The organism is Rhodoferax sp. BAB1, assembly GCF_013334205.1.
In the GTDB taxonomy this organism is placed as follows: domain Bacteria; phylum Pseudomonadota; class Gammaproteobacteria; order Burkholderiales; family Burkholderiaceae_C; genus Hylemonella.
Genome location: NZ_CP054424.1, coordinates 2149088 through 2171485 on the forward strand (window position 1 = coordinate 2149088; position 22398 = coordinate 2171485).

The window sequence follows — 22398 nt, forward strand, 5'->3', positions numbered from 1 at the left end:
GTTTCTTCAGTAACTCTTGTCTTGTTTCAGGGCAGCGCCGGGCTCGGCCAGGTCGTCCAAGCGGGCGAACTCGGCACGCTCGGGCGGCGGAAGGAAACGGGGTGCGGCCTTGTCGGCCGCCGGCTTGAGCACGGCGTACAGCGCCAGCACGGTGCGCACGTAATTCTGCGTCTCGCGGTAGGGTGGCACCTGGTTGCCGGCACGGCGCACGGTCTTCAGGCCGGCGTTGTAGGCCGCCAGCGCCAGGTCCGGCCGATCAGGGAATTTGGCCAGCAGCCGGCGCAAATGGCGGCTGCCGACCTGGATGTTGGTGCGCGCATCGGCCAACTGGCGCGCCACCGGCCGGCGCCGCTGGTCCTCCAGGCCGTAGCCGCGCGCCGTCGCCGGCATCACCTGCATGAGACCGACCGCGCCCTTGGGCGAGACGGCTGCGGCGTCGAAACCGGATTCGGTGGCGATCAGGGCCTGCAGCAGCGCATAGTCGATGCCGTGCTCGCGAGCCGCCTCGCGCAGCAGATGGCGCACCGACTTGTAGCCCGGCGAGATCTCGAAAAAGGCATGCAGGCGCGTCGGCGCCATGGGCACGGGACCGGCACGCGTGGCGCCCTCGGGCGCCTGGTCCGTGAAATAGAGGGCGTAGCGCTCGTCCAGCTGCTCGGCCGCAAAGTGCGGCACACCCTTGTCGTCGACATAGGCCCAGACGTCGGCCTGCGCTGCCGGCTGCCACAGCAGCACCAGCAGGCCCAGGAGCACCGCGAAAGGACGGTATGCCGGGGAGGACATCAGATGTCCACCTCCACCGAGTCGCCGTGCAGTTCCATCAATTCACGGCGCGCCGCGGCCTCGCCCTTGCCCATGAGCTTGGTGATCTCGGTCTCGGTCTGCAGGTTGTCGAACGTTCCCAGGCGCACCTGCAGCAGGCGGCGGGTGTCGGGGTTCAGCGTGGTCTCCCACAGCTGCTCGGCGTTCATCTCGCCCAGGCCCTTGAAGCGGCTGATCTGGCAGCGCTCCTTGGCCACGCCTTCCTTGGCGCATTTGTCGAGGATGGCAACGAGCTCGCCCTCGTCCAGCGCATAGGCCTTGCTGGCGGCTTTCTTGCCACGCGCCGGCACATCCACGCGGAACAGCGGCGGGCGCGCCACGTAGACATTGCCCGACTCGATCAGCTTGGGGAAATGGCGGAAGAAGAGGGTGAGCAGCAGCACCTGGATGTGCGAGCCGTCCACGTCGGCATCACTCAGGATGCAGACCTTGCCGTAGCGCAGGCCGGACAGGTCCGGTGTGTCATTGGGGCCGTGCGGATCGACACCGATGGCGACCGAAATGTCGTGGATTTCGGTGTTGGCGAACAGGCGGTCGCGCTCGACCTCCCAGGTATTGAGCACCTTGCCGCGCAGCGGCAGGATGGCCTGGCTTTCCTTGTCGCGGCCCATCTTGGCGCTGCCGCCGGCCGAATCGCCTTCGACGAGGAAAAGTTCGTTGTGGGCAAGGTCGCGGCTCTCGCAGTCGGTCAACTTGCCCGGCAGCACCGCCACGCCCGAGCCCTTGCGCTTCTCGACCTTCTGGCCGGCGCGCTGGCGCGTCTGCGCCGCCCGGATGGCCAGTTCGGCCAGCTTCTTGCCGTACTCGACGTGCTGGTTCAGCCAGAGCTCCAGCGTCGGACGCACGAAGCTGGAGACCAGACGCACCGCGTCGCGCGAATTCAGGCGCTCCTTGATCTGGCCCTGGAACTGCGGGTCCAACACCTTGGCGCTGAGCACATAACTGGCGCGGGCAAACACGTCTTCCGGCAGCAGCTTCACCCCCTTCGGTAACAGGCTGTGCAGCTCGATGAAACTCTTGACGGCGGTGAATAGGCCATCACGCAGGCCACTGTCGTGGGTGCCGCCGGCGCTGGTGGGAATCAGGTTGACGTAGCTCTCGCGTACCGGCGCACCGTCTTCGGTGAAGGCCACCGCCCAGGTCGCGCCCTCGCCCTCGGCGAAGGTGTCGTTGTTGTCGGCAAAACCCTCACCTTCGAACAGGGGGATCACCGGGTCAGCGCTCAGGGTCTGCATCAGGTAGTCGCGCAGGCCGCCCTTGTAAAGCCAGGTCTGGGTTTCCTTGCTCTTCTCGACCGTCAGCGTGACGGTGACGCCGGGCATGAGCACGGCCTTGCTGCGCAGCAGGTGGGTCAGCTCGGTCATGGGCAGGACGGCCGATTCGAAATATTTGGCATCCGGCCAGACCCGCACCGTGGTGCCCTGCTTGCGGTCGCCGGCCCCCGCCGCGCGCGTGCTCAGCGGCTCCACCACGTCACCGCCGGCAAAGGCGAGCTGCGCCACCTTGCCTTCGCGGTAGCTGGTGGCCTCCAGCCTTTTGCCCAAGGCGTTGGTCACCGAAACGCCCACGCCGTGCAGGCCGCCCGAGAAGCTGTAGGCGCCGCCCTTGCCCTTGTCGAACTTGCCGCCGGCGTGCAGGCGCGTGAAGACCAGTTCGATCACTGGCGCCTTTTCCTCCGGGTGCAGGCCGAAGGGGATGCCGCGGCCGTCGTCCTCGACGCTCACCGAGCCATCGGCATGCAGGGTCACGGCGATCTTCTTGCCGTGACCGGCCAGGGCTTCGTCCGCTGCGTTGTCCAGCACTTCCTGGATGATGTGCAGCGGGTTGTCCGTCCGGGTGTACATGCCCGGACGCTGCTTGACCGGCTCCAGCCCTTTGAGGACGCGAATGGAGCCTTCGGAATATTCGGGGGTGGGTTTGACAGCCATGGCGCGGAATTGTAGACCCAGTCGCCCGGACAGCTGGATAAACATACAGTTACAACTCAAACCCAGCCGGCAGGCCATGGGCGAATTGGCTACAGTTCAGCGATGAGCACACACAATAAGCAACTCTCGATAGCCCAGGTGCTGATCTGCGGCGCCGCCATCGTCACCCTCTCCATGGGCATACGCCACGGTTTCGGCCTGTGGCTGCAGCCCGTCACCCAGACCCAGGGCTGGACGCGCGAGAACTTCGCCTTCGCCATGGCCATCCAGAACCTGACCTGGGGCTTCGCCGGCATCTTTGCCGGCATGCTGGCCGACAAGTTCGGCGCCTTCAAGGTCATCATCGGCGGCGCCATCCTCTACGCCCTGGGCCTGATCGGCATGGCCAATGCGCCCACGCCGCTGCTCTTCGCCCTGAGCTGCGGCGTGCTGATCGGCATCGCCCAGGCCGGCACCACCTATGCCGTGATCTACGGCGTGATCGGCCGCAACGTGAGCCTGGAGAAACGCTCATGGGCCATGGGCGTGGCCGCCGCCGCCGGTTCCTTCGGCCAGTTCCTGATGGTGCCGGTCGAAGGCTGGCTGATCAGCAGCCTGGGCTGGCAGCAGGCGCTGATGGCGCTGGGCATGGCCGCGCTGCTCATCATCCCGCTGGCCTGGGGCCTGCACGAGCCGAGCTTTGCGGCGGGCACGACGCCGAAGCGCGAGCAGTCCATCCTGCAGGCCCTGCGCGAGGCCTTCGCCTACCCGAGCTTCCAGCTGCTGATGGCCGGCTACTTCGTGTGCGGCTTCCAGGTGGTCTTCATCGGCGTGCACATGCCCAGCTACCTGAAGGACCATGGCCTCTCGCCGCAGGTGGCCAGCTACTCGCTGGCCCTGATCGGCCTGTTCAACGTCTTCGGCACCTACATCGCCGGCACCCTGGGCCAGCGCCTGCAGAAGAAGAACATCCTGGCCTTCATCTACTTCGCCCGCTCCATCGCCATCACGCTCTTCCTGCTGGCGCCGCTCACCCCCCTGAGCGTCTACATCTTCTCGGCCGTCATGGGCCTGCTGTGGCTGTCCACGGTGCCACCCACCAACGCCATCGTGGCCCAGATCTTCGGGGTGGCCCACCTCTCCATGCTCGGCGGTTTCGTCTTCTTCAGCCACCAGGTCGGCTCCTTCATGGGCGTCTGGCTGGGAGGTTACCTCTACGACAAGACCGGCAGCTACGACATCGTCTGGTACATCGCCATCGGCCTGGGCATCGCTGCCGCGCTGGTCAACCTGCCGGTGCGCGAGGCCGCGATCCGGCGCCAGCCCCAGGCGGCCCAGGCATGAAGAAGCTGCCGCGCCAACTGCTGGCCTGGGGCCTGGCCCTGGCCGTGCTGCTGGCCGTGTTTGCCCTCTACACCCGGCCGGACTTCCTGCTGACCCTGGCCGACCAGCTCTGGGCCTGTTTCTAGGAAAATCCCGTACCCGTCTGACATGAGGGCGTGGCACACTGCTGTGCCATGACCATGAAGACCTTCATCATCACCGGCGCGTCCGACGGCATCGGCGCTGAACTGGCACGCCAGCTGGCGCAGCGGCATGGTGCCGAGGCCGGCCTCGCGCTGGCCGCCCGCAAGGAAACCCAGCTGGAAGAAGTGGCGCGAGCGTGCCGCAGCCATGGCAGCGAGGTGCTGGTCGTGCCCACCGATGTGACCGACCCGGCCCAGTGTCGCGCCCTGATCGAGCGCAGCGTGGAGCGCTTCGGCTGGCTGGACGCCCTCGTCAACAACGCCGGTGTCTCGGCCCAGGCCCTGTTCGAGCAGGTCCAGCCCGAAGACCTGGGCTGGTACGAGGACCTGATGCGCGTGAACCTCTGGGGCAGCGTCTGGTGCACACACGCCGCCCTGCCCCATCTCAAGGCCAGCCGTGGCCAGGTGGTGGCCGTCTCTTCCCTGGCCGGCCTGGTGGGCGTGCCGGGGCGCACGGCCTACAGCGCCAGCAAGTTCGCCATGACGGGTTTTTTCGAGGCGCTGCGTGCCGAGCTCAAACCGGCCGGCGTCAGCGTCACCACGGCCTACCCCGGCGTGGTGGCCACGCAGATCCGCTACCGCGGGCTCAACGCGGCCGGTGTGGCCGCCGGCGCCAGTGGCCTGAAGGAAGACGACGCCATGCCGGTGGAAGTCTGCGCCCGCCTCATCCTGGACGGCATGAACGCGCGCCGGCGCGAAGTCGTGATGAGCACCAAGGGCAAGCTGGGTCGTTACCTCAAGCTGCTGGCCCCTGGCCTGGTGGAACGCATGGCCCTGGCCGCACTCAAGGACGAGGTCAAGCCGCGATGAGCGTTGCGGCCGTGCACGGCCTGGAAGCCCCGTCCCTTTGGGTCCAGCGCTGGACGCACCTGGTCCGCCCCGGCGGGACGGTGCTGGACGTGGCCTGCGGCCATGGCCGCCACCTGCGCTGGTTCGCCCGGCACGGCCATGCCGTCACCGGGGTGGACCGCTCCCCCGAGGCGATCGCCGCCGTGGCATCGCTGGGCACCGCCCTGGTAGCAGACATCGAGAACGGCCCCTGGCCCCTGCTGAACGGTGAGCAGCCCCGGACCTTCGACGCCGTGGTGGTCACCAACTACCTCTGGCGCGCGCTGTTTCCCGTGCTGCTGCAAAGCGTGGCGCCGGGTGGTCTGCTGATCTACGAAACCTTTGCCGCCGGCAACGAGACCGTGGGCAAACCCTCGCGGCCCGACTTCCTGCTGCAGCCAGGCGAACTGCTGGACGTGTGCCGCCCCCTGCGGGTGGTGGCTTATGAAGACGGCTATCTGGCCGCCCCCGAGCGTTATGTGCAGCGTATCGTGGCGGTACGCGCCAGCGGCCTGTCCACGGACGGCGCACCGGCGCGTTATCCACTCTGAGGCCCGGCCCCACGGGCGGGGGCTGGCCCTCGTTAGAATCCTTCTTTAGCCTGAACTTATACATTCGCGGACATGACTTCCTCCAACCGCCGTATCACCGGCAGCATCGTGGCCCTCGTCACCCCCCTGCACGAGGACGGTAGCGTCGACTACCCCACACTGCGCAAACTCATCGACTGGCACGTTGCCGAAGGCACGGACTGCATCGGCGTGGTCGGCACGACCGGCGAGTCGCCCACGGTGAACGTGGACGAGCACTGCGAGATCATCCGCGTCTCGGTCGAGCAGGCCAAGGGCCAGGTTCCCATCATGGCGGGCTGCGGCGCCAACTCCACGGCCGAAGCCATCGAGCTGGCGAAATTTGCGAAGAAGGTCGGCGCCGACTGCCAGCTGCAGGTCGTGCCCTACTACAACAAGCCCACGCAAGAGGGCCAGTACCTGCACTTCAAGGCCATCGCCGAAGCCGTGGGCGACCTGCCCATGGTGCTGTACAACGTGCCCGGCCGCACCGTGGCCGATATGGCGCACGACACCGTGCTGCGTCTGGCCCAGGTGCCGGGCATCGTCGGCATCAAGGAAGCCACGGGTAACATCGAACGCGCCCAGTGGCTGATCCGCGAAGTGCCGAAGGCTTTCTCGATCTACTCGGGTGACGACCCGACCGCCGTCGCCCTGATGCTGTGCGGTGGCCACGGCAACATCAGCGTGACGGCCAACGTGGCGCCGCGCCAGATGCACGAACTCTGTGTGGCCGCCATGGCCGGCGACGTCAAGCGCGCCATGGAGATCCAGTTCAAGCTGATGCCGCTGCACAAGCAGCTTTTCGTCGAGCCCAACCCCATCCCGGTCAAGTGGGCCATGCAGCGTCTGGGCCGTTGCGGCGGCACGCTACGCCTGCCCATGACACCGCTGACGCCGGCCAACCAGCCCGTGGTCGAAGCGGCCCTGCGCGCCACCGGCCTGCTCTGAACCCAACCGTTCCCCAAGGAAATACCGGTGAAGCTTGTTTTGAAACTGGCCCTGCTGGGCCTGCCGCTGGCGCTGGTCGCCTGTTCCACGCTGGAAGGCGACAAGGTCGACTACAAGGCCGCCGCCAAGGCGCCCCCACTGTCCATCCCGCCCGACCTGACCCAGCTGCCGCGTGACACCCGCTATGCCACGCCGGGCAGCACCGTGAGCGCCACCGGCTATCAGAGCGCCTCACAAGGCAGCGCGGCTGCAGCCGTCGCTGCCGTCGCCGTTGCCGGCTATCCCGGCATCCGCGTCGAGGGCAGCGGTGGCCAACGCTGGCTGGTGGTAGACCAGCCGGCCGAAAAGCTCTGGCCCCAGATCAGGGAGTTCTGGCAGGAAACCGGCCTGGCCCTGAGCCTGGAGCAGGCCCAGCTGGGCATCATGGAAACCGACTGGGCCGAGAACCGCGCCAAGCTGCCGCAGGACATCATCCGCCGCACCCTGGGCAAGCTGGTGGATGGTCTGTATTCCAGCAGCACGCTGGACAAATACCGCACCCGGCTGGAGCGCAATGCTACCGGCGGCACCGAGATCTACATCAGCCACCGCGCCATGGAAGAGGTCTACAAGAACACGGAGCAGACCCAGACCATCTGGCAGTCGCGCGCACCCGACAGCGAGATGGAAGTCGAGATGCTGCGCCGCCTGATGATCAAGCTCGGGGCGACGGGCCCGCAGGCCGAGCTGCAAACGGCGGCCGTGACACCGCGCCGAACCTCACGCCTGGACAGCCGTGACGGCCAGCCCGTGGTGCTGGTCAGCGAAAGCTTCGACCGCGCCTGGCGCCGTGTCGGCCTGACCCTGGACCGCACCGGCTTCACCGTCGAGGACCGCGACCGCAGCCAGGGCACCTACTTCGTGCGTTATGTGGAGCCGACTCCGCCGGGCCAGGAAGAGCCCGGTTTCTTCAGCCGTTTGTTCAGCGCCAGCCCGAAGGACAAGGCACCGCAGAAATACCGCATCACGGTGCGCGGCCAGGGCGAGAGCAGCACGGTGTCCGTCCTCAATGCCGAGGGCGCGCCTGAAGTGTCGGCCAACGCCCAGCGCATCCTGCAAGTCATCACCGACGACCTGCGCTGAGAGTCCCGCCGAGCCCCGCAGGGGGCTGGCCAAAAAAAAGCCACCTTGCGGTGGCTTTTTTCATGCGGGCGAAGAATTACTTCTGGGCCGGGGCAGCAGCGGGAGCCGAAGCGTCGGCAGCCGGAGCGGGAGCAGCGGCAGGAGCCGAAGCGTCAGCAGCGGGAGCGGGAGCAGCCACAGCGGGAGCGGCGGGGGCAGCGGCTTCTTCTTTTTTGCCACAGGCGGCCAGGGCAGCAGCAGCGATCACGGCGGCCAGAACGAGAGACTTGTTCATGTTGATATATCTATTAGCAGGTTGAGACTAGGGAACATGCAGGCGCGGGAACCCGCACCGACCAAGCAAGGGCACGGGTGCATGCCTTGCTTAGCCCGGAATTATATTGTGGAACCAACCCCGTCATGCGAAATAAATCAGGGTTACCCCTTAAGTGATAACCAAGGGCCTTGCGCAGACGCTACAGCCCCAGGACTGAAGCCGGGAAACCAGGCGTGCTGTCGCGCCGCCACTCGTCCAGCACCTGCCGCAACTCCACCCGCCGGGGTGCGGCGCTGTCACACACCAGCACGTCGCGCTCGGTATCGATGCGCTGCATCACCCAGGCCGGGCTCCAGAGCACGCTGGGGAAGGCCAGGATGTCGCTGCTGCGGCAGAGCCGGCATTCAATGATGTGGTCCCAGGTCTGACGCCATTTGACAAAACGCGCGTGCTGGCGCGGCAGGCCCGAATAGTCCATGGCGAGCATGGTGAGGCGGCGCCCGCTGCGCGCCCAGGCCTGCAGCGACTCGACCACGGCGCGCTCGCCCAGCGGCCAGTCGGCGTAGTTGGCGTCGCACAGGATCAGCTCTTTCCAGCCCTCACGCGCGGCCGTCTGCAGCGCATCGCGCACCGCCTGCGCAAACACACTGCGCCCGTTGAGGCGGCCCTGCGGCAGCGGAATGGGGGGGGTTTCTTCAGCAGGCATGGGCCCAACCATCCTCGCACCAGGCCTGCAGCAGTTCGCGCGCGTCGGCGCTGGCGCGCGCCACCTCGGCCGCGCCCAGGCCACGCTGGTCGGCCAGCTGGTGCATCAGTGTGGCGTCGCGGCCGGAGGCGCGGTAGCTCTCGCCATTGATGAACACATGGTGCGCGTCATAGAGCATGCGGGTGCGCCGGTCCAGCGCCACGCCCCAGCGCCCCCTGGGCACGGCGCCCGCCTCGAACCAGACATGGGCCTTGGGTTCGCTCAGGGTCTCGCCCAGGGCCCGTGTCAGCGCCAGCGGGTCCTTCAGCACCTGCTGCAGGGCCTGCCGTGCAAAACGCGCCATGGCGGCCGGCATGGCGGCCGGCGCCGGCACGGCCGGCTGACGCGGATCCCGGTAAAACGTGTCGCCCACGGCCTCGGCCGCATCCTCGGCCAGGCGCTGCAGCAGATCCTGCGCCAGTTCACCCGCCTTGGGCGAACGAAAGCCGATGGAATAGGTCATGCAGTCACCGCCCACGGCCACCCCGTCGTGGGCATAGTGCGGCGGCAGGTAGAGCATGTCGCCGGGCTCCAGCACGAATTCCTGCTCGGGCTGGAAATTCGCCAGGATCTTGACCGGCATGCCCGGCTTGAGGCTCAGGTCCTGCTGGCGACCGATGCGCCAGCGCCGTTGGCCCTGAGCCTGCAGCAGGAAAACGTCGTAGTTGTCGAAGTGCGGCCCCACGCCACCGCCGTCGCTGGCGTAGCTGATCATGAGGTCATCGAGCCGCGCATCGGGAATGAAGCGGAAACGGTTCATCAGGCCGTGGATGGCATCGCTGTGCAGGTCCACGCCCTGCACCAGCAGGGTCCATTCGGGCGTCTTGAGCGCGGGCAGCGCGCGCCGCGCAAATGGCCCGTGCTGCAGGCTCCAGGCCTCCTTGCCGCGCTGGCGCTGCAGCGTGACCAAACGCGACTCCACCTCCTCGCGCGCGGCCAGCTCGAACAGCTCACTGCGCGCCAGCAGCGGCGCAAAGCCGGGGATCGCCTGGCGCACCAGCAGCGGCTTCTTGTGCCAGTAGCGCTTCATGAAAACTTCGGGGCTGATCCCGCCCAGCAGGGGCAAAGTTTGTTTGACGTCCATGGGGAGAACTGTAATGGATACGCACTACTGAACCAACCCAGGGCTCCCGCGAAACCGGCTTTGCCGGGCCGCTGGGAGCGCCCCTTGAGGGGCTGAGGCCTGCGGCTCCGAGCCTGCCTGCGCAGGCTCGGACAGGCCGAAGAGACTGAGCCTCTGGCGTAGTCACCGGGCGAGCTACACGCAGTGAGCGAGTGTCGGGGGGAGCGATTTGCGCGACAATTCTGCCTTATGGACATCAATCAGCAATGCGTGGTCGCCCTGACCTGGACGCTCACGGACACCCTTGAGGAAGAACTCGACGTGCTCGACGAGCCAGTCGAGTTCTTGATCGGCGGCGAGGACCTTTTCAAGAAAATCGAGGACGCCCTGCAAGGCCACGGCGTCGGCGCCACCGTGGCGCTGCAGCTCGAACCCGAGGAAGCCTTCGGCGACTACCAGGAGCAACTTCTCTTTCTGGAAAAACGGGAGCTCTTTCCGCCTGAACTTGAGGAAGGCATGACCCTTGAGGGCTCGGCCCTGCCCCCGGGTTGCAACCCCGAAGCCCCCAAGGACGCGCTTTACACCGTCACCGAGATTTATCCCGAGCACGTGGTGCTCGACGGCAACCACCCGCTGGCCGGCATCGCGCTGCGACTGCGCCTCAAGGTGGAAGCCGTGCGTGAAGCCACCGAAGAGGAAATCGGCCGCGGCACGGCCGGCACCGGCTTTTTCCGTATCGCCCCGCCGCACGAACACGGCCCCGGCAGCAGCAGCGTTCACTGACACCACAAGAGCAGCACCAGCAGGGACTTCAACCGGGGAACGCCGCGGAACCGGCTTTGCCGGGCCGCTGGCGTTGTCCCCTGAGGGGAAAGACGGCTACACGCAGTGAGCCGTAACAGGGGGGAGCTAATTCTTCCCGGTCGAACCGTAGCCGCCGGCGCCACGCTCGGTGGCGGCGGGGAATTCACTCACCACGTTGAACTGCGCCTGCAGCACCGGCACCACAACCAGCTGCGCGATGCGCTCCATCGGTTCGATGGTGAAGGCCGTGGGGCTGCGGTTCCAGGCGCTGACCATGAGCTGACCCTGGTAGTCGCTGTCGATCAGGCCGACCAGGTTACCCAGCACGATGCCGTGCTTGTGGCCCAGGCCCGAGCGCGGCAGGATCAGCGCCGCATAACCGGGATCGGCCAGGTGGATGGCGATGCCCGTGGGGATCAGCTGCCAAGCATTGGGCAGCAGGGTCACGGCCTCGTGGATACAGGCCCGCAGGTCCAGGCCGGCGCTGCCGGGCGTTGCATAAGCAGGCAATTGATCCGCCATGCGCGGATCGAGGATCTTGACGTCGATGTTCATGGTGTCGTTCAGGGGGAATCAGGTCTTCTTGCCCAGCCTGCGCGCGATCTCGGCCACCAGCTGGCGTGCCAGGCTCAGCTTGTCGGCACGCGGCAGTTCGGTGCTGCCATTGGCATCCACCAGCAGCAGGACGTTGTCATCCTGGCCAAAGGTGGCCGGGCCGATATTGCCCACCAGCAGGGGCACCCCCTTGCGGGCGCGCTTGGCCTGGGCGTGGGCCAGCAGGTCGTGGCTCTCGGCCGCGAAGCCCACGCAGTAGAGCGCACCGCTTTTCGCGCGCTCCCCCTGGGCCACGCCGGCCAGGATGTCGGGGTTCTCGACAAAGGTCAGCGCCGGCACCTGGCCAGAGCCGTCCTTCTTGATCTTCTGCTCGGCCGAGCTGGCTGGGCGCCAGTCGGCCACCGCCGCAGTAGCTACAAAAACAGTAGCATTCGACACCTCGGCATCAACTGCCTGCTGCATGTCGCGCGCCGAACGCACGTCAATGCGGCGCACCCCGCGCGGCGTGGGCAGGTGCACCGGGCCAGCCACCAGGACCACCTCGGCACCGGCCTCGCGTGCGGCGCGCGCGATGGCAAAACCCATCTTGCCGCTGGAACGGTTGGTGATGCCGCGCACCGGGTCGATGGCCTCGTAGGTCGGGCCGGCCGTCACCAGCACACGCTGGCCGCGCAGGCTCTTGCGCGCGAAGAAGGCGATCACTTCCTCCAGCAACTCCCCGGGTTCCAGCATGCGGCCATCGCCCACCTCACCGCAGGCCTGGTCACCGCTGCCCACGGCGAACACATGGGCACCGTCGGCCTGCAGCTGGGCCACATTGCGCTGCGTGGCCGGGTTGGCCCACATCTCGCGGTTCATGGCCGGGGCAATCAGCAGCGGCACCTGGTCGATCGGACGCGCCAGGCACATCAGGCTGAGCAGATCGTCGGCGCGGCCATGCAGCAGCTTGGCCATGAAGTCGGCGCTGGCCGGCGCAATCAGGATGGCGTCGGCCTCGCGGCTGAGGTTGATATGGGCCATGTTGTTGGCCTCGCGCGGGTCCCACTGCGAGTGGTAGACCGGCCGGTTCGACAGCGCCTGCATCGTCACCGGCGTGATGAACTGGCCGGCGGACTCGGTCATCACCACCTGCACCGTGGCCCCTTCCTTGATCAGGGCGCGGCAGAGTTCGGCCGCCTTGTAGCAGGCGATGCCCCCGGTCAGGCCCAGGACGATGTGTTTTCCAGCCAAGTCGTTCATGGCCCGCAATGTAACAGTTTGGCTGGAACTTTCCGTCCCACGACAGGGCTGTCACGCTTGGAAGCCTATAATCTCGCTTTACCACCTCCTCGGACTGCCGTCCGAACCTGACATGACCAAATTCGTCTTCGTCACCGGCGGTGTGGTGTCCTCCCTGGGCAAGGGAATCGCCTCAGCGTCCTTGGCCGCGATCCTGGAATCGCGGGGTCTCAAAGTCACCCTCATCAAGCTCGATCCCTATCTGAACGTCGATCCGGGAACGATGTCGCCCTTCCAGCACGGCGAGGTGTTCGTGACCGACGACGGCGCCGAAACGGATCTGGACCTGGGCCACTATGAGCGTTTCGTCGAAACGCGCATGAAGAAGACCAACAACTTCACCACCGGCCAGATCTACAAGAGCGTGCTCGAGAAGGAACGCCGCGGCGACTATCTGGGCAAGACCGTGCAGGTCATCCCGCACGTCACCAACGAAATCCAGGAATACATCAAGCGCGGCGCCGGTTACGACACGCCCGAAGCGGTGGACGTGGCCATCGTCGAGATCGGCGGCACCGTGGGCGACATCGAGTCCCTGCCCTTCCTGGAAGCCGTGCGCCAGCTCAGCCTGCGCCTGGGACCGAACAACGCCGCCTTCGTGCACCTGACCTACGTGCCCTGGATCGCCGCTGCCGGCGAGCTCAAGACCAAACCGACCCAGCACACGGTGCAGAAACTGCGCGAGATCGGTATCCAGCCCGACGCCCTGCTGTGCCGCGCCGACCGCCCGATTCCCGACGACGAGCGCGACAAGATCTCGCTCTTCACCAACGTGGCGCAGTGGGGCGTGATCTCCATGCCCGACGTGGACACCATCTACAAGGTGCCGCGCGTGCTGCACGAGCAGGGCCTGGACGGCCTGATCTGCGACAAGTTGCGCCTGAACACCCCGCCGGCCAACCTCAAGCGCTGGGATTCCCTGGTCTACGAGACCGAGCACCCCAAGGGCGAGGTCACCATCGCCATGGTGGGCAAGTACGTGGAGCTGTCGGACAGCTACAAGTCGGTCAACGAGGCGCTGCGCCACGCCGGCATGAAGAACCATGTGCACGTGAAGATCGAGCACGTCGATTCGGAAACCATCACCGACGACACCGTGGCACGCCTGGCCAAATACGACGCCATCCTGGTGCCCGGCGGCTTCGGAAAGCGCGGCATCGAGGGCAAGATCAGCACCGCGCGTTATGCCCGCGAGCACAAGGTGCCCTACCTGGGCATCTGCCTGGGCATGCAGGTGGCCACCATCGAATTCGCCCGCCACGTGGCCGGCCTCAAGGACGCCAACAGCACCGAGTTCGAACCGCACTGCCAGCATCCGGTGATCGCGCTGATCACCGAGTGGAAGGACGCCGACGGCAGCATCAAGACACGCGACGCCAATTCCGACCTCGGCGGCACCATGCGCCTGGGCGCCCAGAGTTCCGACGTGGCCCCCGGCACGCTGGCGCACCAGATCTACGGCGACGTGGTCACCGAACGGCACCGCCACCGTTACGAGGCCAACGTCAACTATCTTGACGCCCTGCGCAAGTCCGGCCTGGTGATCTCGGCCCTGACCCAGCGCGAGCAGCTGACCGAAATCGTCGAGCTGCCGCAAAGCGCCCACCCCTGGTTCGTCGGCGTGCAGTTCCACCCCGAGTTCAAGTCCACCCCCTGGAACGGCCACCCGCTGTTCAACGCCTTCGTCAAGGCCGCGCTGGAGCACCAGGGTGCGGGCAAGAACAAGAACCTCAAAGCCGTCGCCTAAGGACACGCACCATGAAACTCTGCGGCTTCGACGTCGGTCTCGACAAGCGCTTTTTCCTGATCGCCGGGACCTGCTCCATCGAAGGGCTGCAGATGTCCATCGACGTGGCAGGTCAGCTCAAGGAAGCCTGCACGTCTCTGGGCATCCCCCTGATCTACAAGGGCTCGTTTGACAAAGCCAACCGTTCTTCGGGTGCTACCAAGCGCGGCTTGGGGCTGGAGGCCGGCCTGAAGATCCTGGACGAAGTGCGCCGTCAAACCGGTCTGCCCGTCCTCACCGACGTGCACGACGAATCGCAGGTGGCCGAGGTCGCCAGCGTGGTCGACGTGCTGCAGACCCCGGCTTTCCTGTGCCGTCAGACTGACTTCATCCACGCTGTCGCCAGGTCGGGCAAGCCGGTGAACATCAAGAAGGGTCAGTTTCTCGCGCCCTGGGACATGAAGAACGTCATCGACAAGGCCCGTGCGGCCGCCGTTGAAGCGGGCCTGGACCCGGATCGCTTTCTGGCCTGCGAGCGCGGCGTCAGCTTTGGCTACAACAACCTCGTGGCCGACATGACCAGTCTGGCCGAAATGCGCAAGTCAGGGGCGCCTGTGGTGTTTGACGTCACCCACTCCGTACAAAAACCCGGCGGCCAGGGCACCACCAGCGGCGGTGCACGCGAGATGGTGCCCGTGCTGGCCCGCGCCGGTGCGGCCGTGGGCATCGCAGGTTTCTTCATGGAAACCCACCCCAACCCCGACCAGGCCTGGTCCGACGGTCCCAACGCCGTGCCGCTCAAGCACATGAAGGCCCTGCTGGAAACGCTGGTGGCGTTGGACGACGTGGCCAAGAAAAGCGGTTTCCTGGAAAACAGCTTCAACGCCTGACCCGATCCAGACCGCCATGACACCTGCCTACATCATCGTCGACATGCAGATCTCCGACATGGAGCAGTACAAGCAGTACATGGCCGAGGCCCCCGCGGCGGTGAAGGCGGCGGGTGGCGAATACCTGGTGCGCGGCGGCCGCTTCGCGGTGATGGAAGGCAACTGGCAGCCGGCCCGCGTGGCCATGCTGCGTTTTCCGAGCTTCGAGCAGGCCCAGGCCTTCTACGACGGCGAGATGTACCGCCAGGCCCGGACCAAACGCGCCGGTGCCACCCAGTTCTTCAACATGATTCTGGTGGAGGGCGTGACCGCCCCCATCGTCTGAATATCACTATCCAAATCGAAAGGTAAGCATGAGCGCTATTGTTGATATCGTCGGCCGCGAGGTCCTGGACAGCCGAGGCAACCCCACCGTCGAATGCGACGTCCTGCTGGAGTCCGGCACCATGGGCCGCGCCGCCGTGCCCTCGGGCGCCTCCACCGGTTCGCGCGAAGCCATCGAACTGCGTGATGGCGACAAGAACCGTTACCTGGGCAAGGGCGTGCTCAAGGCCGTCGAGCACATCAACACCGAAATCAGCGAAGCCGTGCTGGGCCTGGACGCCTCCGAGCAGGCATTCCTGGACAAGACCCTGATCGACCTGGACGGCACCGAGAACAAGAGCCGCCTGGGCGCCAACGCCATGCTGGCCGTCTCCATGGCCGTGGCCCGCGCCGCTGCCGAAGAGGCCGGCCTGCCCCTGTACCGCTACTTCGGCGGCATGAACGCGGTGCAGATGCCCGTGCCCATGATGAACGTCATCAATGGCGGCGCCCACGCCAACAACAACCTGGACCTGCAGGAGTTCATGCTGCTGCCGATCGGCGCGCCCAATTTCCGCGAAGCCCTGCGTTACGGCGCCGAGGTCTTCCACGCGCTCAAGAAGATCCTGCACGACAAGGGCATGCCCACCTCGGTCGGCGACGAGGGCGGTTTTGCCCCCAGCGTGGCCAACCATGAAGCGGCCATTCTGCTCATCCTGGAGGCCATCGACAAGGCCGGCTACACCGCGGGCGAGCAGATCGCCCTGGGCCTGGACTGCGCCGCCAGCGAGTTCTACAAGGACGGCAAGTACCACCTGGAAGGCGAAGGCCTGGTGCTGTCCGCCACCGAGTGGACGGACATGCTGGCCACCTGGTGCGACAAGTACCCCATCATCAGCATCGAGGACGGCATGGCCGAAGGCGACTGGGACGGCTGGAAGATCCTGACCGAGCGCCTGGGCAAGAAGGTGCAGATCGTGGGCGACGACCTCTTCGTCACCAACACCAAGATCCTGAAGGAAGGCATCGACAAGGGCATCGCCAACTCGATCCTGATCAAGATCAACCAGATCGGCACCCTGAGCGAGACCTTCGCTGCCATCGAGATGGCCAAGCGCGCCGGTTACACCGCCGTCATCAGCCACCGCTCGGGCGAGACCGAAGACAGCACCATTGCCGACATCGCGGTGGGCACCAACGCCGGCCAGATCAAGACCGGCTCGCTGAGCCGCTCGGACCGCATGGCCAAGTACAACCAGCTGCTGCGCATCGAGGAAGACCTAGGCGAGATCGCCGTCTACCCCGGCCGCAGCGCCTTCTACAACCTGAAGTAAATGGCCCCCACGGTCGCCCATTGCATGTTGCTCTCTGCCCCCCGAGGGGGCCGCATTTTGCCTTGGGACGGCCCGGCGGCAAAACGGGCCTCAGAAAGGTAAGCATTGGGAACTCGTTTCGTCCCGGCCATCCTGATCACCCTGCTCGTGGTCCTGCACGCGCAGCTGTGGTTTGGCCGGGGCAGCGTGCCCAATGTGAACCGCATGGTGCTCGAGCTCGAAGCCCAGAAGCAGAAGAATGCACAGGCCCAGCTGGTCAACGACCGGCTGGTGGCCGACGTGCAGGACCTGCGCGAGGGTCTGGAGATGGTGGAAGAAAAGGCCAGGCTGGAGCTGGGCATGGTCAAGCCCAACGAGATCTACGTCCAGATCGCCAAATAAGGCCGTGATGAAGATCGCCGTCGTCGGCGCCCCCGCGACCGGCAAGACCCGCCTGGCCCAGGATCTGGCCCGGCACCTGCCCGAGCTGCAGGTCAGCGACGCACCCTCCCCTGAAACACTGACACCCGGCAGCTACGCCCATGTCCTGCTCATGGGCCTGGACCTGCCGGGCAGCACGGCCGCACAGCAGGCCGCGGATGCCCACCTGCGTGCGCAACTGGCCGCAGACGGTGTGGCTTATGGCGTGGTGTACGGACTCGGCCCGCAGCGCCTGCGTGCCGCGCTGCGCCTGATCGCCCCGCAGGACGGCCCACCGCCGCGCTGGACCGGCCCTTGCGAACGCTGCGCCGATCCAGAATGTGAACTGAGGTTGTTTACTGGACTACTGAACTCGAAGGCGGCTGGTCGCCCGCCGTCGTGAACAGCTGCGTGGTGTCGATGGTGTCGAAGCGGTAGTTGGCACCGCAGAACTCGCAGTCCACCATGATCACGCCGCGCTCGGCCAGGATCTCGCGGGCCTCGATCTCGCCCAGCCCCTGGATCATGCGACCCACGCGCTCGCGGCTGCAGGTGCAGGCAAAACGCGGCGCGGTTTCGCCGGCATGCGGCATGAAACGCTGCAGCTTCTCCTCCCAGAACAGGCGGCGCAGGATGGTCTCCACATCCAGCGTCAGCAACTCCTCGCGCTTGAGGCTGGACGCCAGGGTAGCGATGCGGTTGTAGTGCTCCAGCATCTCGGCCTCGTACAACTCGGCCTCGGCCGGCTGCTGGCCGGCCAGGTTGCCCATGCCCTCGATGGGCAGGCGCTGGATCAGCAGGCCCGCAGCCACCTTGTCGTCAGCCGCCAGCACCAGCACCGTTTCGAGCTGCTCGCTCTGGCGCATGTAAAGCTGCAGGGCCTCGGCCAGGTTGTGCACGGACTGGCCGTCGGCACCGGAGAGCGGCACCACACCCTGGTAGGGCTGCTGGCCGGGCTGGCGATCCTGGGGGTCGAGCGTGACGGCAAAGCGGCCCAGTCCATTCACATTGAGCATGGCTCGCAGACCGGCATCATCGGGCACCGGGCCCTGCACCGTAGCGGTGGCGCGCAGGCTGAGGTCGGACTGCACCTCGGCCACGGCCAGCTTGACCGGCCCGTCGCCATAGACCTGCAGGATCAGCGCGCCGTTGAACTTGATGTTGGACTGCATCAGCGCCCCGGCCGCCACCATCTCGCCCAGCAGGGCCTGCACCGGCGGCGCATAGGCCCCGGTGCTGCTCTGCGCGCGGCGCTTGAGGATCTCGGTCCAGGCGTCGGTCAGGCGCACGACCATGCCGCGTACCGGCAGGCCTTCGAAAAGAAATTTATGGAGTTCGGACATGCAAGGATTTGGGGCTCAGCCGATTTTCTTCAAGCCCTTGCGGAAGCGCTCGGCGTTGGCGATGTAGTGTTGGGCAATACGCTGCAGGCCTGCGATCTGCTCGGGCGACAGCTGCTTCACGGCCTTGGCCGGGCTGCCCAGGATCATGGAGCCATCCGGGAACTCCTTGCCCTCGGTCACCAGCGAGCCCGCCCCCACCAGGCAGTTCTTGCCGATCTTGGCGTGGTTCAGCACCACGGCCCCGATGCCGATCAGCGAGCCGTCGCCCACGGTGCAGCCGTGCAGCATGACCTGGTGACCCACCGACACGTTCTCGCCCAGGACCAGCGGCACGCCTTCGTCGGCATGCAGCACGCTGGCATCCTGGATGTTGGAGTTGCGGCCGATGTGGATGTGTTCGCTGTCACCGCGGATGACGGTACCAAACCAGACGCTGACGTTATCTTCCAGGGTCACCTTGCCGATGACTTGGGCGCTGTCGGCGACATAGGCGTTTTTGCCTAACACTGGTGCTTTACCGTCGAGTTCGTAGATGGCCATTTTCTTGTTCCGTCTTTGGTTTTCTGGGGCTAAGGGGGATTGTAAGGAGGCTTGGTTTTCCTTCGTTGGTTGCGGGCTTGTGATCGTGGCAAGCCGGGTCTCGCCCCGGCGGGCGAGGTACTTTTCTTTGCTTCGCCAAAGCAAAGTACCCAAAAGAAAGGCGAGCCGAAGTCAGGGCCCCTGCGGGGTACCTTGCGCTGCTCGCATCGGGCGGGGTCGGGCTAAACTCGCTGCGCTCAGACAACGCCCGCCCTGATCCGCCCGCTGCTGCGCTGCTCAGCCCTGCCACACGGCATAGGGCTCCGAACAGCCAATACCGATAGCCAACAGCCGAACTCCACAAGGACGCGCCATGGCGCGTCCTTGTTGTTTCTGGTTTTGGTTTTGGTCTCCGGTTCCCCATTGCCGTGAGAGGAGGCGAGTAGCGCAGGCCAGGGCGGAATAAGAAGTGCAGATGTCTGAGCGTAGCGAGTTTCTGCACTTCCCGCACTGGCCGAGCAACGCAGCGTGCCCTGCGCACAGCGCAGGGACGACGCACCCGGCTCGCCTTTTCTTTGGTGACTTTCTTTTGGCGAAGCAAAAGAAAGTTACTGCCCTGCCGGGGGCACATCCCGGCAATGCCACGCCAGCAAGGCGATCAACTTAACGGAAGTTCAGTCCGCCTGCAGGGCCGACAACTCGGCATCGCTGAACCCAGCAGCCCGCCGCGCATCCAGATTAAACGGCCTCTTCAACTTAGGCGCCTCGTACTTCACCACCAGCTCCGCATAAGTCACCACAGGCTCCAGCCCCCGCTCCCCACAAGCCCACGCATACCACCGGTTCCCAGTGGAAACATGCCCAATCTCATCCCGCAAGATGATGTCCAGGATCTCCCCGGCACGATGATCGCCAATCGACACCAGCTTGGTCTTCACCGCCGGTGAGGCATCCAGCCCCCGTGCCTCCAGCGTACGCGGCACCAGCGCCACCCGTGCCAGCAGGTCACCCTTGGTCCGCTCCGCCATCGACCACAGACCGTCGTGGGCCGGGAAGTCGCCGTAATCAAAGCCCAGGGTCAGCAGATGGTTGCGCAACAGGGTGAAGTGGTACGCCTCCTCGAAGGCCACCTGCAGCCAGTCGCGGTAGAAGGCCTCGGGCAGGCCGGCGAAGCGCCAGCAGATGTCCAGCGCCAGGTCGATGGCGTTGCGTTCGATGTGGACGATGGAGTGCACCAGGGCGGCGTGGCCGCGCGGGGTGGCGAGCGAGCCGGTCTTGATCTGGGTGTGGGGCAGCAAGGGCGGGCGCGCGCTGCGACCGGGCACGCCGGGCGGTTCGGCGAACACGCGTGCGCAGGCTATGGGGCCGGTGCGGTCCAGCGCGGTGACACCGGCGGCCTTGGCCACGGGGTCGGCCAGGGCCAGCAGTTCGAGGCAGCGTGCGCGCAGTTCCATTGTGGCGAAATTATCCCCCTAGAATGCCGAGGAACCCTCGCAGCACCTCTATGACCACGCCCTCCGAAGCCTCCGCCCCGCCGGCCACCGGCGACCAGACCGCCATTGCCCGCCAGGCCATCCTGGACGAGGCGCGCAACGTCATCGGCTACGAGCTCTACGACCGCTCGCTGGGCGCCGAAGCGCACACCGCCGCCAGCGACGCCGAACTGCTGTTCAACGTGCTCTCGCACGCCGAGCACCAGGCGCTCATGGGTCGCAAGACCATGTTCATCAACTGCACGCACGAGAGCCTGGCCGGGCGGCACCTGGAGCTGATCCATCCCGAGCGTGTGGTGCTGGAGATCCCGCCGCTGGACGGGAACAGCCCGGCCGAAATCGAGGCACGCCTGCCCATGCTGATGGAGGTGAAACGCAAGGGCTTCCGCCTGGCCTTCAGCCAGACCATGCTCACCCGCCCTTATGCGAGCTGGCTGCCGCTGGCCAGCTACATCAAGCTGGACATGTCGCAGCTCAAGCCAGAGCTGATCGAACCGCTGGTGAAGTTCGCACAGAAGCACAGCACGGCCAAGCTGATTGCCGAAAAGGTGGAGACGGCCGCGCAGCACGAACTCGCAGCCCAGCACGGCATCAAGCTGTTCCAGGGTTACTGGTTCGCCACACCGGTGCTGGTCAAGGGCCAGACCCTGCGGCCGGCGCAGGCGAACATCATCCAGCTCATCAACCTGGTGCGCCGCCAGGCCGAGGTGGGCGAGATCGAGGCGCTGCTCAAGCGCGACCCCACGCTCTCCTTCAACCTGCTGCGTTTCATCAATTCGGCCGGTTTCGGCCTGAGCTGCGAGATCACCTCCTTCCGCCACGCGGTGATGATCCTGGGCATGCAGAAGCTGTTCCGCTGGGCCGCGCTGCTGATGACCACCTCGCGCGTGGGCGGTACCGCACCGGCCGTGGGCCAGATGGCGGTGGTGCGCGGCCGGCTCATGGAGCTGCTGGCCGCCGAACTGCTGCCACCCGAGGAGGCTGACGACGCCTTCGTGGTCGGCGTGTTCTCGCTGCTCGACACCATGCTGGGCCTGCCCATGGCGCAGGCGCTGGAATCGATCTCGCTGTCGTCCCATGTGACGGACGCGCTGTTGCAGCGCAAAGGCATGTTCGCGCCCTTCCTGGAGCTGACCCTGGCCTGCGAGTCGGCCGACGAAGCGGCCTTTGCCCGCGCGGCCACCCAGTTGCACCTCTCCAACCACCAGGTCAACTGGGCCCACCTGCAGGCCCTGAGCTGGGCCGAGAACCTGGACCCGGCCTCGGCCTAGAGCTTCGCGATCACCGGGCCGCCGCGCTGTAGCGCGCGCTGGTAGGCCGGGCGTGCGTTCATGCGGTCGCGGAAAGCCCGCACATGCGGATAGGGCGTGGTGTCCGTGCCGCGCGTCAGCGCGGCCTCCACGGCAAAGCTCATCTGGAAATCCGCGATGCTCAGCGCCTCGCCGGCAAACCAGGGGTTGCGCGACAGATGGTCTTCCATGAAGGCCAGCGCCCCCAACACATTGGGTTCGATCAGCCGTTCGATGACCTTGGCGCAGAGCTGGCGCGCGATGGGTTTCACGAAAAAAGGCATGGGCTGGCGCGGGATGCTGATGAAGACCAGCTTCATCACCAGCCAGTTCATCAGCGAGCCTTCCGCGTAGTGCATCCAGAAGCGGCACTGGCGGTGCGCCGGCGTGCCCGGCTTCGGGACCAGCTGTGCGAGTTCGCCGCCGGCCTGGGCGCCGTAGCGTTCGGCCAGGTACTCGATGATGGCGCCGGATTCGGCGATGGTCTCGTCGCCGTCGGTGATAACGGGCGACTTGCCCAGCGGGTGGATCTTCTTGAGTTCGGGCGGCGCCAGCCGCGAACGCGGGTCGCGCGCATAGACCTTGAGTTCATAGGGCAGGCCCAGCTCTTCGAGCAGCCAGAGGACACGCTGCGAGCGCGAGGTTTCGAGGTGATGAACAGTGATCATGGCCCGAT

At 66.1% G+C, this 22398-nt stretch carries 24 protein-coding genes; 14 read left to right on the top strand and 10 right to left on the bottom strand.

Annotated elements, in window-relative coordinates:
* Positions 1-6: 6 nt before the first annotated feature.
* Together HTY51_RS10310 and HTY51_RS10315 are read right to left on the bottom strand one after the other, a co-directional pair.
* Complete coding sequence (locus HTY51_RS10310; protein WP_174252656.1) at positions 7-783, bottom strand: lytic transglycosylase domain-containing protein; 777 nt, start codon at positions 781-783, stop codon at positions 7-9.
* Positions 783-2750: a DNA topoisomerase IV subunit B gene (locus HTY51_RS10315; protein WP_174252657.1), complete on the bottom strand. Its 1968-nt coding sequence runs from the start codon at positions 2748-2750 to the stop codon at positions 783-785. Before HTY51_RS10315 ends, HTY51_RS10310 begins: the two co-directional genes overlap by 1 nt.
* Before the next feature lie 102 nt (positions 2751-2852).
* Here HTY51_RS10315 and HTY51_RS10320 point away from each other — a divergent pair, with 102 nt between their 5' ends.
* From HTY51_RS10320 to bamC, 6 genes are all read left to right on the top strand, one after another.
* Positions 2853-4073, top strand: a complete 1221-nt coding sequence (locus HTY51_RS10320) for an MFS transporter (RefSeq protein ID WP_174252658.1) — start codon at positions 2853-2855, stop codon at positions 4071-4073.
* Positions 4070-4198 (top strand): hypothetical protein, encoded by a 129-nt coding sequence (locus tag HTY51_RS18745; protein WP_256405365.1) that lies wholly within the window; start codon positions 4070-4072, stop codon positions 4196-4198. The genes HTY51_RS10320 and HTY51_RS18745 overlap by 4 nt, the downstream gene beginning before the upstream one ends.
* Positions 4199-4252: 54 nt before the next feature.
* Positions 4253-5065 (top strand): SDR family oxidoreductase, encoded by an 813-nt coding sequence (locus tag HTY51_RS10325; RefSeq protein WP_174252659.1) that lies wholly within the window; start codon positions 4253-4255, stop codon positions 5063-5065.
* Positions 5062-5634: a bifunctional 2-polyprenyl-6-hydroxyphenol methylase/3-demethylubiquinol 3-O-methyltransferase UbiG gene (locus HTY51_RS10330; RefSeq protein WP_174252660.1), complete on the top strand. Its 573-nt coding sequence runs from the start codon at positions 5062-5064 to the stop codon at positions 5632-5634. The genes HTY51_RS10325 and HTY51_RS10330 overlap by 4 nt, the downstream gene beginning before the upstream one ends.
* 72 nt (positions 5635-5706) lie before the next feature.
* A complete protein-coding gene (dapA, locus tag HTY51_RS10335; RefSeq protein WP_174252661.1) occupies positions 5707-6603 on the top strand; it encodes a 4-hydroxy-tetrahydrodipicolinate synthase in 897 nt (298 codons plus the stop codon).
* Between the two features lie 27 nt (positions 6604-6630).
* Positions 6631-7725 (top strand): outer membrane protein assembly factor BamC, encoded by a 1095-nt coding sequence (bamC, locus tag HTY51_RS10340; RefSeq protein ID WP_174252662.1) that lies wholly within the window; start codon positions 6631-6633, stop codon positions 7723-7725.
* Positions 7726-8180: 455 nt separating this feature from the next.
* On the opposite strand, the gene HTY51_RS10345 is transcribed toward bamC, so the two are convergent.
* Positions 8181-8687 (bottom strand): hypothetical protein, encoded by a 507-nt coding sequence (locus tag HTY51_RS10345; protein ID WP_174252663.1) that lies wholly within the window; start codon positions 8685-8687, stop codon positions 8181-8183.
* Positions 8677-9810 carry a JmjC domain-containing protein gene (locus HTY51_RS10350; protein WP_174252664.1) on the bottom strand — a complete coding sequence of 378 codons (1134 nt, stop codon included), beginning with the start codon at positions 9808-9810 and terminating at the stop codon, positions 8677-8679. The genes HTY51_RS10345 and HTY51_RS10350 overlap by 11 nt, the downstream gene beginning before the upstream one ends.
* A gap of 228 nt (positions 9811-10038) precedes the next feature.
* Between HTY51_RS10350 and HTY51_RS10355 the strand changes: the two genes are divergently transcribed.
* On the top strand, positions 10039-10572 hold the full coding sequence (locus HTY51_RS10355; protein ID WP_174252665.1) for a peptidylprolyl isomerase: 534 nt from the start codon (positions 10039-10041) through the stop codon (positions 10570-10572).
* Positions 10573-10698: 126 nt separating this feature from the next.
* Here HTY51_RS10355 and dut read toward each other — a convergent pair whose 3' ends face one another.
* Entirely contained in the window at positions 10699-11148 is a 450-nt protein-coding gene (dut, locus tag HTY51_RS10360) for a dUTP diphosphatase (RefSeq protein WP_174252666.1), read from the bottom strand.
* An 18-nt stretch (positions 11149-11166) separates the two neighbouring features.
* Positions 11167-12387, bottom strand: a complete 1221-nt coding sequence (coaBC, locus tag HTY51_RS10365; RefSeq protein WP_174252667.1) for a bifunctional phosphopantothenoylcysteine decarboxylase/phosphopantothenate--cysteine ligase CoaBC — start codon at positions 12385-12387, stop codon at positions 11167-11169.
* Positions 12388-12499: 112 nt separating this feature from the next.
* Here coaBC and HTY51_RS10370 point away from each other — a divergent pair, with 112 nt between their 5' ends.
* From HTY51_RS10370 to HTY51_RS10395, 6 genes are all read left to right on the top strand, one after another.
* Positions 12500-14173 carry a CTP synthase gene (locus HTY51_RS10370; RefSeq protein WP_174252668.1) on the top strand — a complete coding sequence of 558 codons (1674 nt, stop codon included), beginning with the start codon at positions 12500-12502 and terminating at the stop codon, positions 14171-14173.
* Between the two features lie 11 nt (positions 14174-14184).
* On the top strand, positions 14185-15042 hold the full coding sequence (gene kdsA / locus HTY51_RS10375) for a 3-deoxy-8-phosphooctulonate synthase (protein ID WP_174252669.1): 858 nt from the start codon (positions 14185-14187) through the stop codon (positions 15040-15042).
* Positions 15043-15058: 16 nt separating this feature from the next.
* Positions 15059-15367: a DUF1330 domain-containing protein gene (locus tag HTY51_RS10380; RefSeq protein WP_174252670.1), complete on the top strand. Its 309-nt coding sequence runs from the start codon at positions 15059-15061 to the stop codon at positions 15365-15367.
* Between the two features lie 28 nt (positions 15368-15395).
* Positions 15396-16679, top strand: a complete 1284-nt coding sequence (gene eno, locus HTY51_RS10385) for a phosphopyruvate hydratase (RefSeq protein ID WP_174252671.1) — start codon at positions 15396-15398, stop codon at positions 16677-16679.
* A 105-nt stretch (positions 16680-16784) separates the two neighbouring features.
* On the top strand, positions 16785-17060 hold the full coding sequence (locus HTY51_RS10390; protein ID WP_174252672.1) for a septum formation initiator family protein: 276 nt from the start codon (positions 16785-16787) through the stop codon (positions 17058-17060).
* 7 nt (positions 17061-17067) lie between these two features.
* On the top strand, positions 17068-17481 hold the full coding sequence (locus HTY51_RS10395; RefSeq protein ID WP_174252673.1) for a hypothetical protein: 414 nt from the start codon (positions 17068-17070) through the stop codon (positions 17479-17481).
* Here HTY51_RS10395 and HTY51_RS10400 read toward each other — a convergent pair.
* The 3 genes from HTY51_RS10400 to HTY51_RS10410 form a co-directional block, all read right to left on the bottom strand.
* The gene (locus HTY51_RS10400; protein WP_174252674.1) at positions 17435-18421 is read right to left on the bottom strand and encodes an Hsp33 family molecular chaperone HslO; all 987 of its coding nucleotides are present in this window, start codon (positions 18419-18421) and stop codon (positions 17435-17437) included. The two genes, HTY51_RS10395 and HTY51_RS10400, sit on opposite strands and share 47 nt — an antisense overlap.
* Positions 18422-18436: 15 nt before the next feature.
* Positions 18437-18961, bottom strand: coding sequence for a gamma carbonic anhydrase family protein (locus tag HTY51_RS10405; protein ID WP_174252675.1), 525 nt, complete (start codon positions 18959-18961; stop codon positions 18437-18439).
* A 653-nt stretch (positions 18962-19614) separates the two neighbouring features.
* Positions 19615-20394, bottom strand: a complete 780-nt coding sequence (locus tag HTY51_RS10410) for a ferritin-like domain-containing protein (RefSeq protein ID WP_174252676.1) — start codon at positions 20392-20394, stop codon at positions 19615-19617.
* Positions 20395-20444: 50 nt separating this feature from the next.
* Here HTY51_RS10410 and HTY51_RS10415 point away from each other — a divergent pair, with 50 nt between their 5' ends.
* A complete protein-coding gene (locus HTY51_RS10415) occupies positions 20445-21704 on the top strand; it encodes an EAL and HDOD domain-containing protein (RefSeq protein ID WP_254606854.1) in 1260 nt (419 codons plus the stop codon).
* On the opposite strand, the gene HTY51_RS10420 is transcribed toward HTY51_RS10415, so the two are convergent.
* A complete protein-coding gene (locus HTY51_RS10420) occupies positions 21701-22390 on the bottom strand; it encodes a glutathione S-transferase family protein (protein ID WP_174252678.1) in 690 nt (229 codons plus the stop codon). The two genes, HTY51_RS10415 and HTY51_RS10420, sit on opposite strands and share 4 nt — an antisense overlap.
* Between the last annotated feature and the right edge of the window lie 8 nt (positions 22391-22398).

What these genes read in the sequence shown, in the direction of transcription:
- HTY51_RS10310 (WP_174252656.1), bottom strand. Translation starts at nt 783, where the DNA reads ATGTCCTCCCCGGCATACCGTCCTTTCGCGGTGCTCCTGGGCCTGCTG.
- HTY51_RS10315 (WP_174252657.1), bottom strand. Translation starts at nt 2,750, where the DNA reads ATGGCTGTCAAACCCACCCCCGAATATTCCGAAGGCTCCATTCGCGTC.
- HTY51_RS10320 (WP_174252658.1), top strand. Translation starts at nt 2,853, where the DNA reads ATGAGCACACACAATAAGCAACTCTCGATAGCCCAGGTGCTGATCTGC.
- HTY51_RS18745 (WP_256405365.1), top strand. Translation starts at nt 4,070, where the DNA reads ATGAAGAAGCTGCCGCGCCAACTGCTGGCCTGGGGCCTGGCCCTGGCC.
- HTY51_RS10325 (WP_174252659.1), top strand. Translation starts at nt 4,253, where the DNA reads ATGAAGACCTTCATCATCACCGGCGCGTCCGACGGCATCGGCGCTGAA.
- HTY51_RS10330 (WP_174252660.1), top strand. Translation starts at nt 5,062, where the DNA reads ATGAGCGTTGCGGCCGTGCACGGCCTGGAAGCCCCGTCCCTTTGGGTC.
- dapA (WP_174252661.1), top strand. Translation starts at nt 5,707, where the DNA reads ATGACTTCCTCCAACCGCCGTATCACCGGCAGCATCGTGGCCCTCGTC.
- HTY51_RS10345 (WP_174252663.1), bottom strand. Translation starts at nt 8,687, where the DNA reads ATGCCTGCTGAAGAAACCCCCCCCATTCCGCTGCCGCAGGGCCGCCTC.
- HTY51_RS10350 (WP_174252664.1), bottom strand. Translation starts at nt 9,810, where the DNA reads ATGGACGTCAAACAAACTTTGCCCCTGCTGGGCGGGATCAGCCCCGAA.
- HTY51_RS10355 (WP_174252665.1), top strand. Translation starts at nt 10,039, where the DNA reads ATGGACATCAATCAGCAATGCGTGGTCGCCCTGACCTGGACGCTCACG.
- dut (WP_174252666.1), bottom strand. Translation starts at nt 11,148, where the DNA reads ATGAACATCGACGTCAAGATCCTCGATCCGCGCATGGCGGATCAATTG.
- coaBC (WP_174252667.1), bottom strand. Translation starts at nt 12,387, where the DNA reads ATGAACGACTTGGCTGGAAAACACATCGTCCTGGGCCTGACCGGGGGC.
- HTY51_RS10370 (WP_174252668.1), top strand. Translation starts at nt 12,500, where the DNA reads ATGACCAAATTCGTCTTCGTCACCGGCGGTGTGGTGTCCTCCCTGGGC.
- kdsA (WP_174252669.1), top strand. Translation starts at nt 14,185, where the DNA reads ATGAAACTCTGCGGCTTCGACGTCGGTCTCGACAAGCGCTTTTTCCTG.
- HTY51_RS10380 (WP_174252670.1), top strand. Translation starts at nt 15,059, where the DNA reads ATGACACCTGCCTACATCATCGTCGACATGCAGATCTCCGACATGGAG.
- eno (WP_174252671.1), top strand. Translation starts at nt 15,396, where the DNA reads ATGAGCGCTATTGTTGATATCGTCGGCCGCGAGGTCCTGGACAGCCGA.
- HTY51_RS10395 (WP_174252673.1), top strand. Translation starts at nt 17,068, where the DNA reads ATGAAGATCGCCGTCGTCGGCGCCCCCGCGACCGGCAAGACCCGCCTG.
- HTY51_RS10400 (WP_174252674.1), bottom strand. Translation starts at nt 18,421, where the DNA reads ATGTCCGAACTCCATAAATTTCTTTTCGAAGGCCTGCCGGTACGCGGC.
- HTY51_RS10405 (WP_174252675.1), bottom strand. Translation starts at nt 18,961, where the DNA reads ATGGCCATCTACGAACTCGACGGTAAAGCACCAGTGTTAGGCAAAAAC.
- HTY51_RS10410 (WP_174252676.1), bottom strand. Translation starts at nt 20,394, where the DNA reads ATGGAACTGCGCGCACGCTGCCTCGAACTGCTGGCCCTGGCCGACCCC.
- HTY51_RS10415 (WP_254606854.1), top strand. Translation starts at nt 20,445, where the DNA reads ATGACCACGCCCTCCGAAGCCTCCGCCCCGCCGGCCACCGGCGACCAG.
- HTY51_RS10420 (WP_174252678.1), bottom strand. Translation starts at nt 22,390, where the DNA reads ATGATCACTGTTCATCACCTCGAAACCTCGCGCTCGCAGCGTGTCCTC.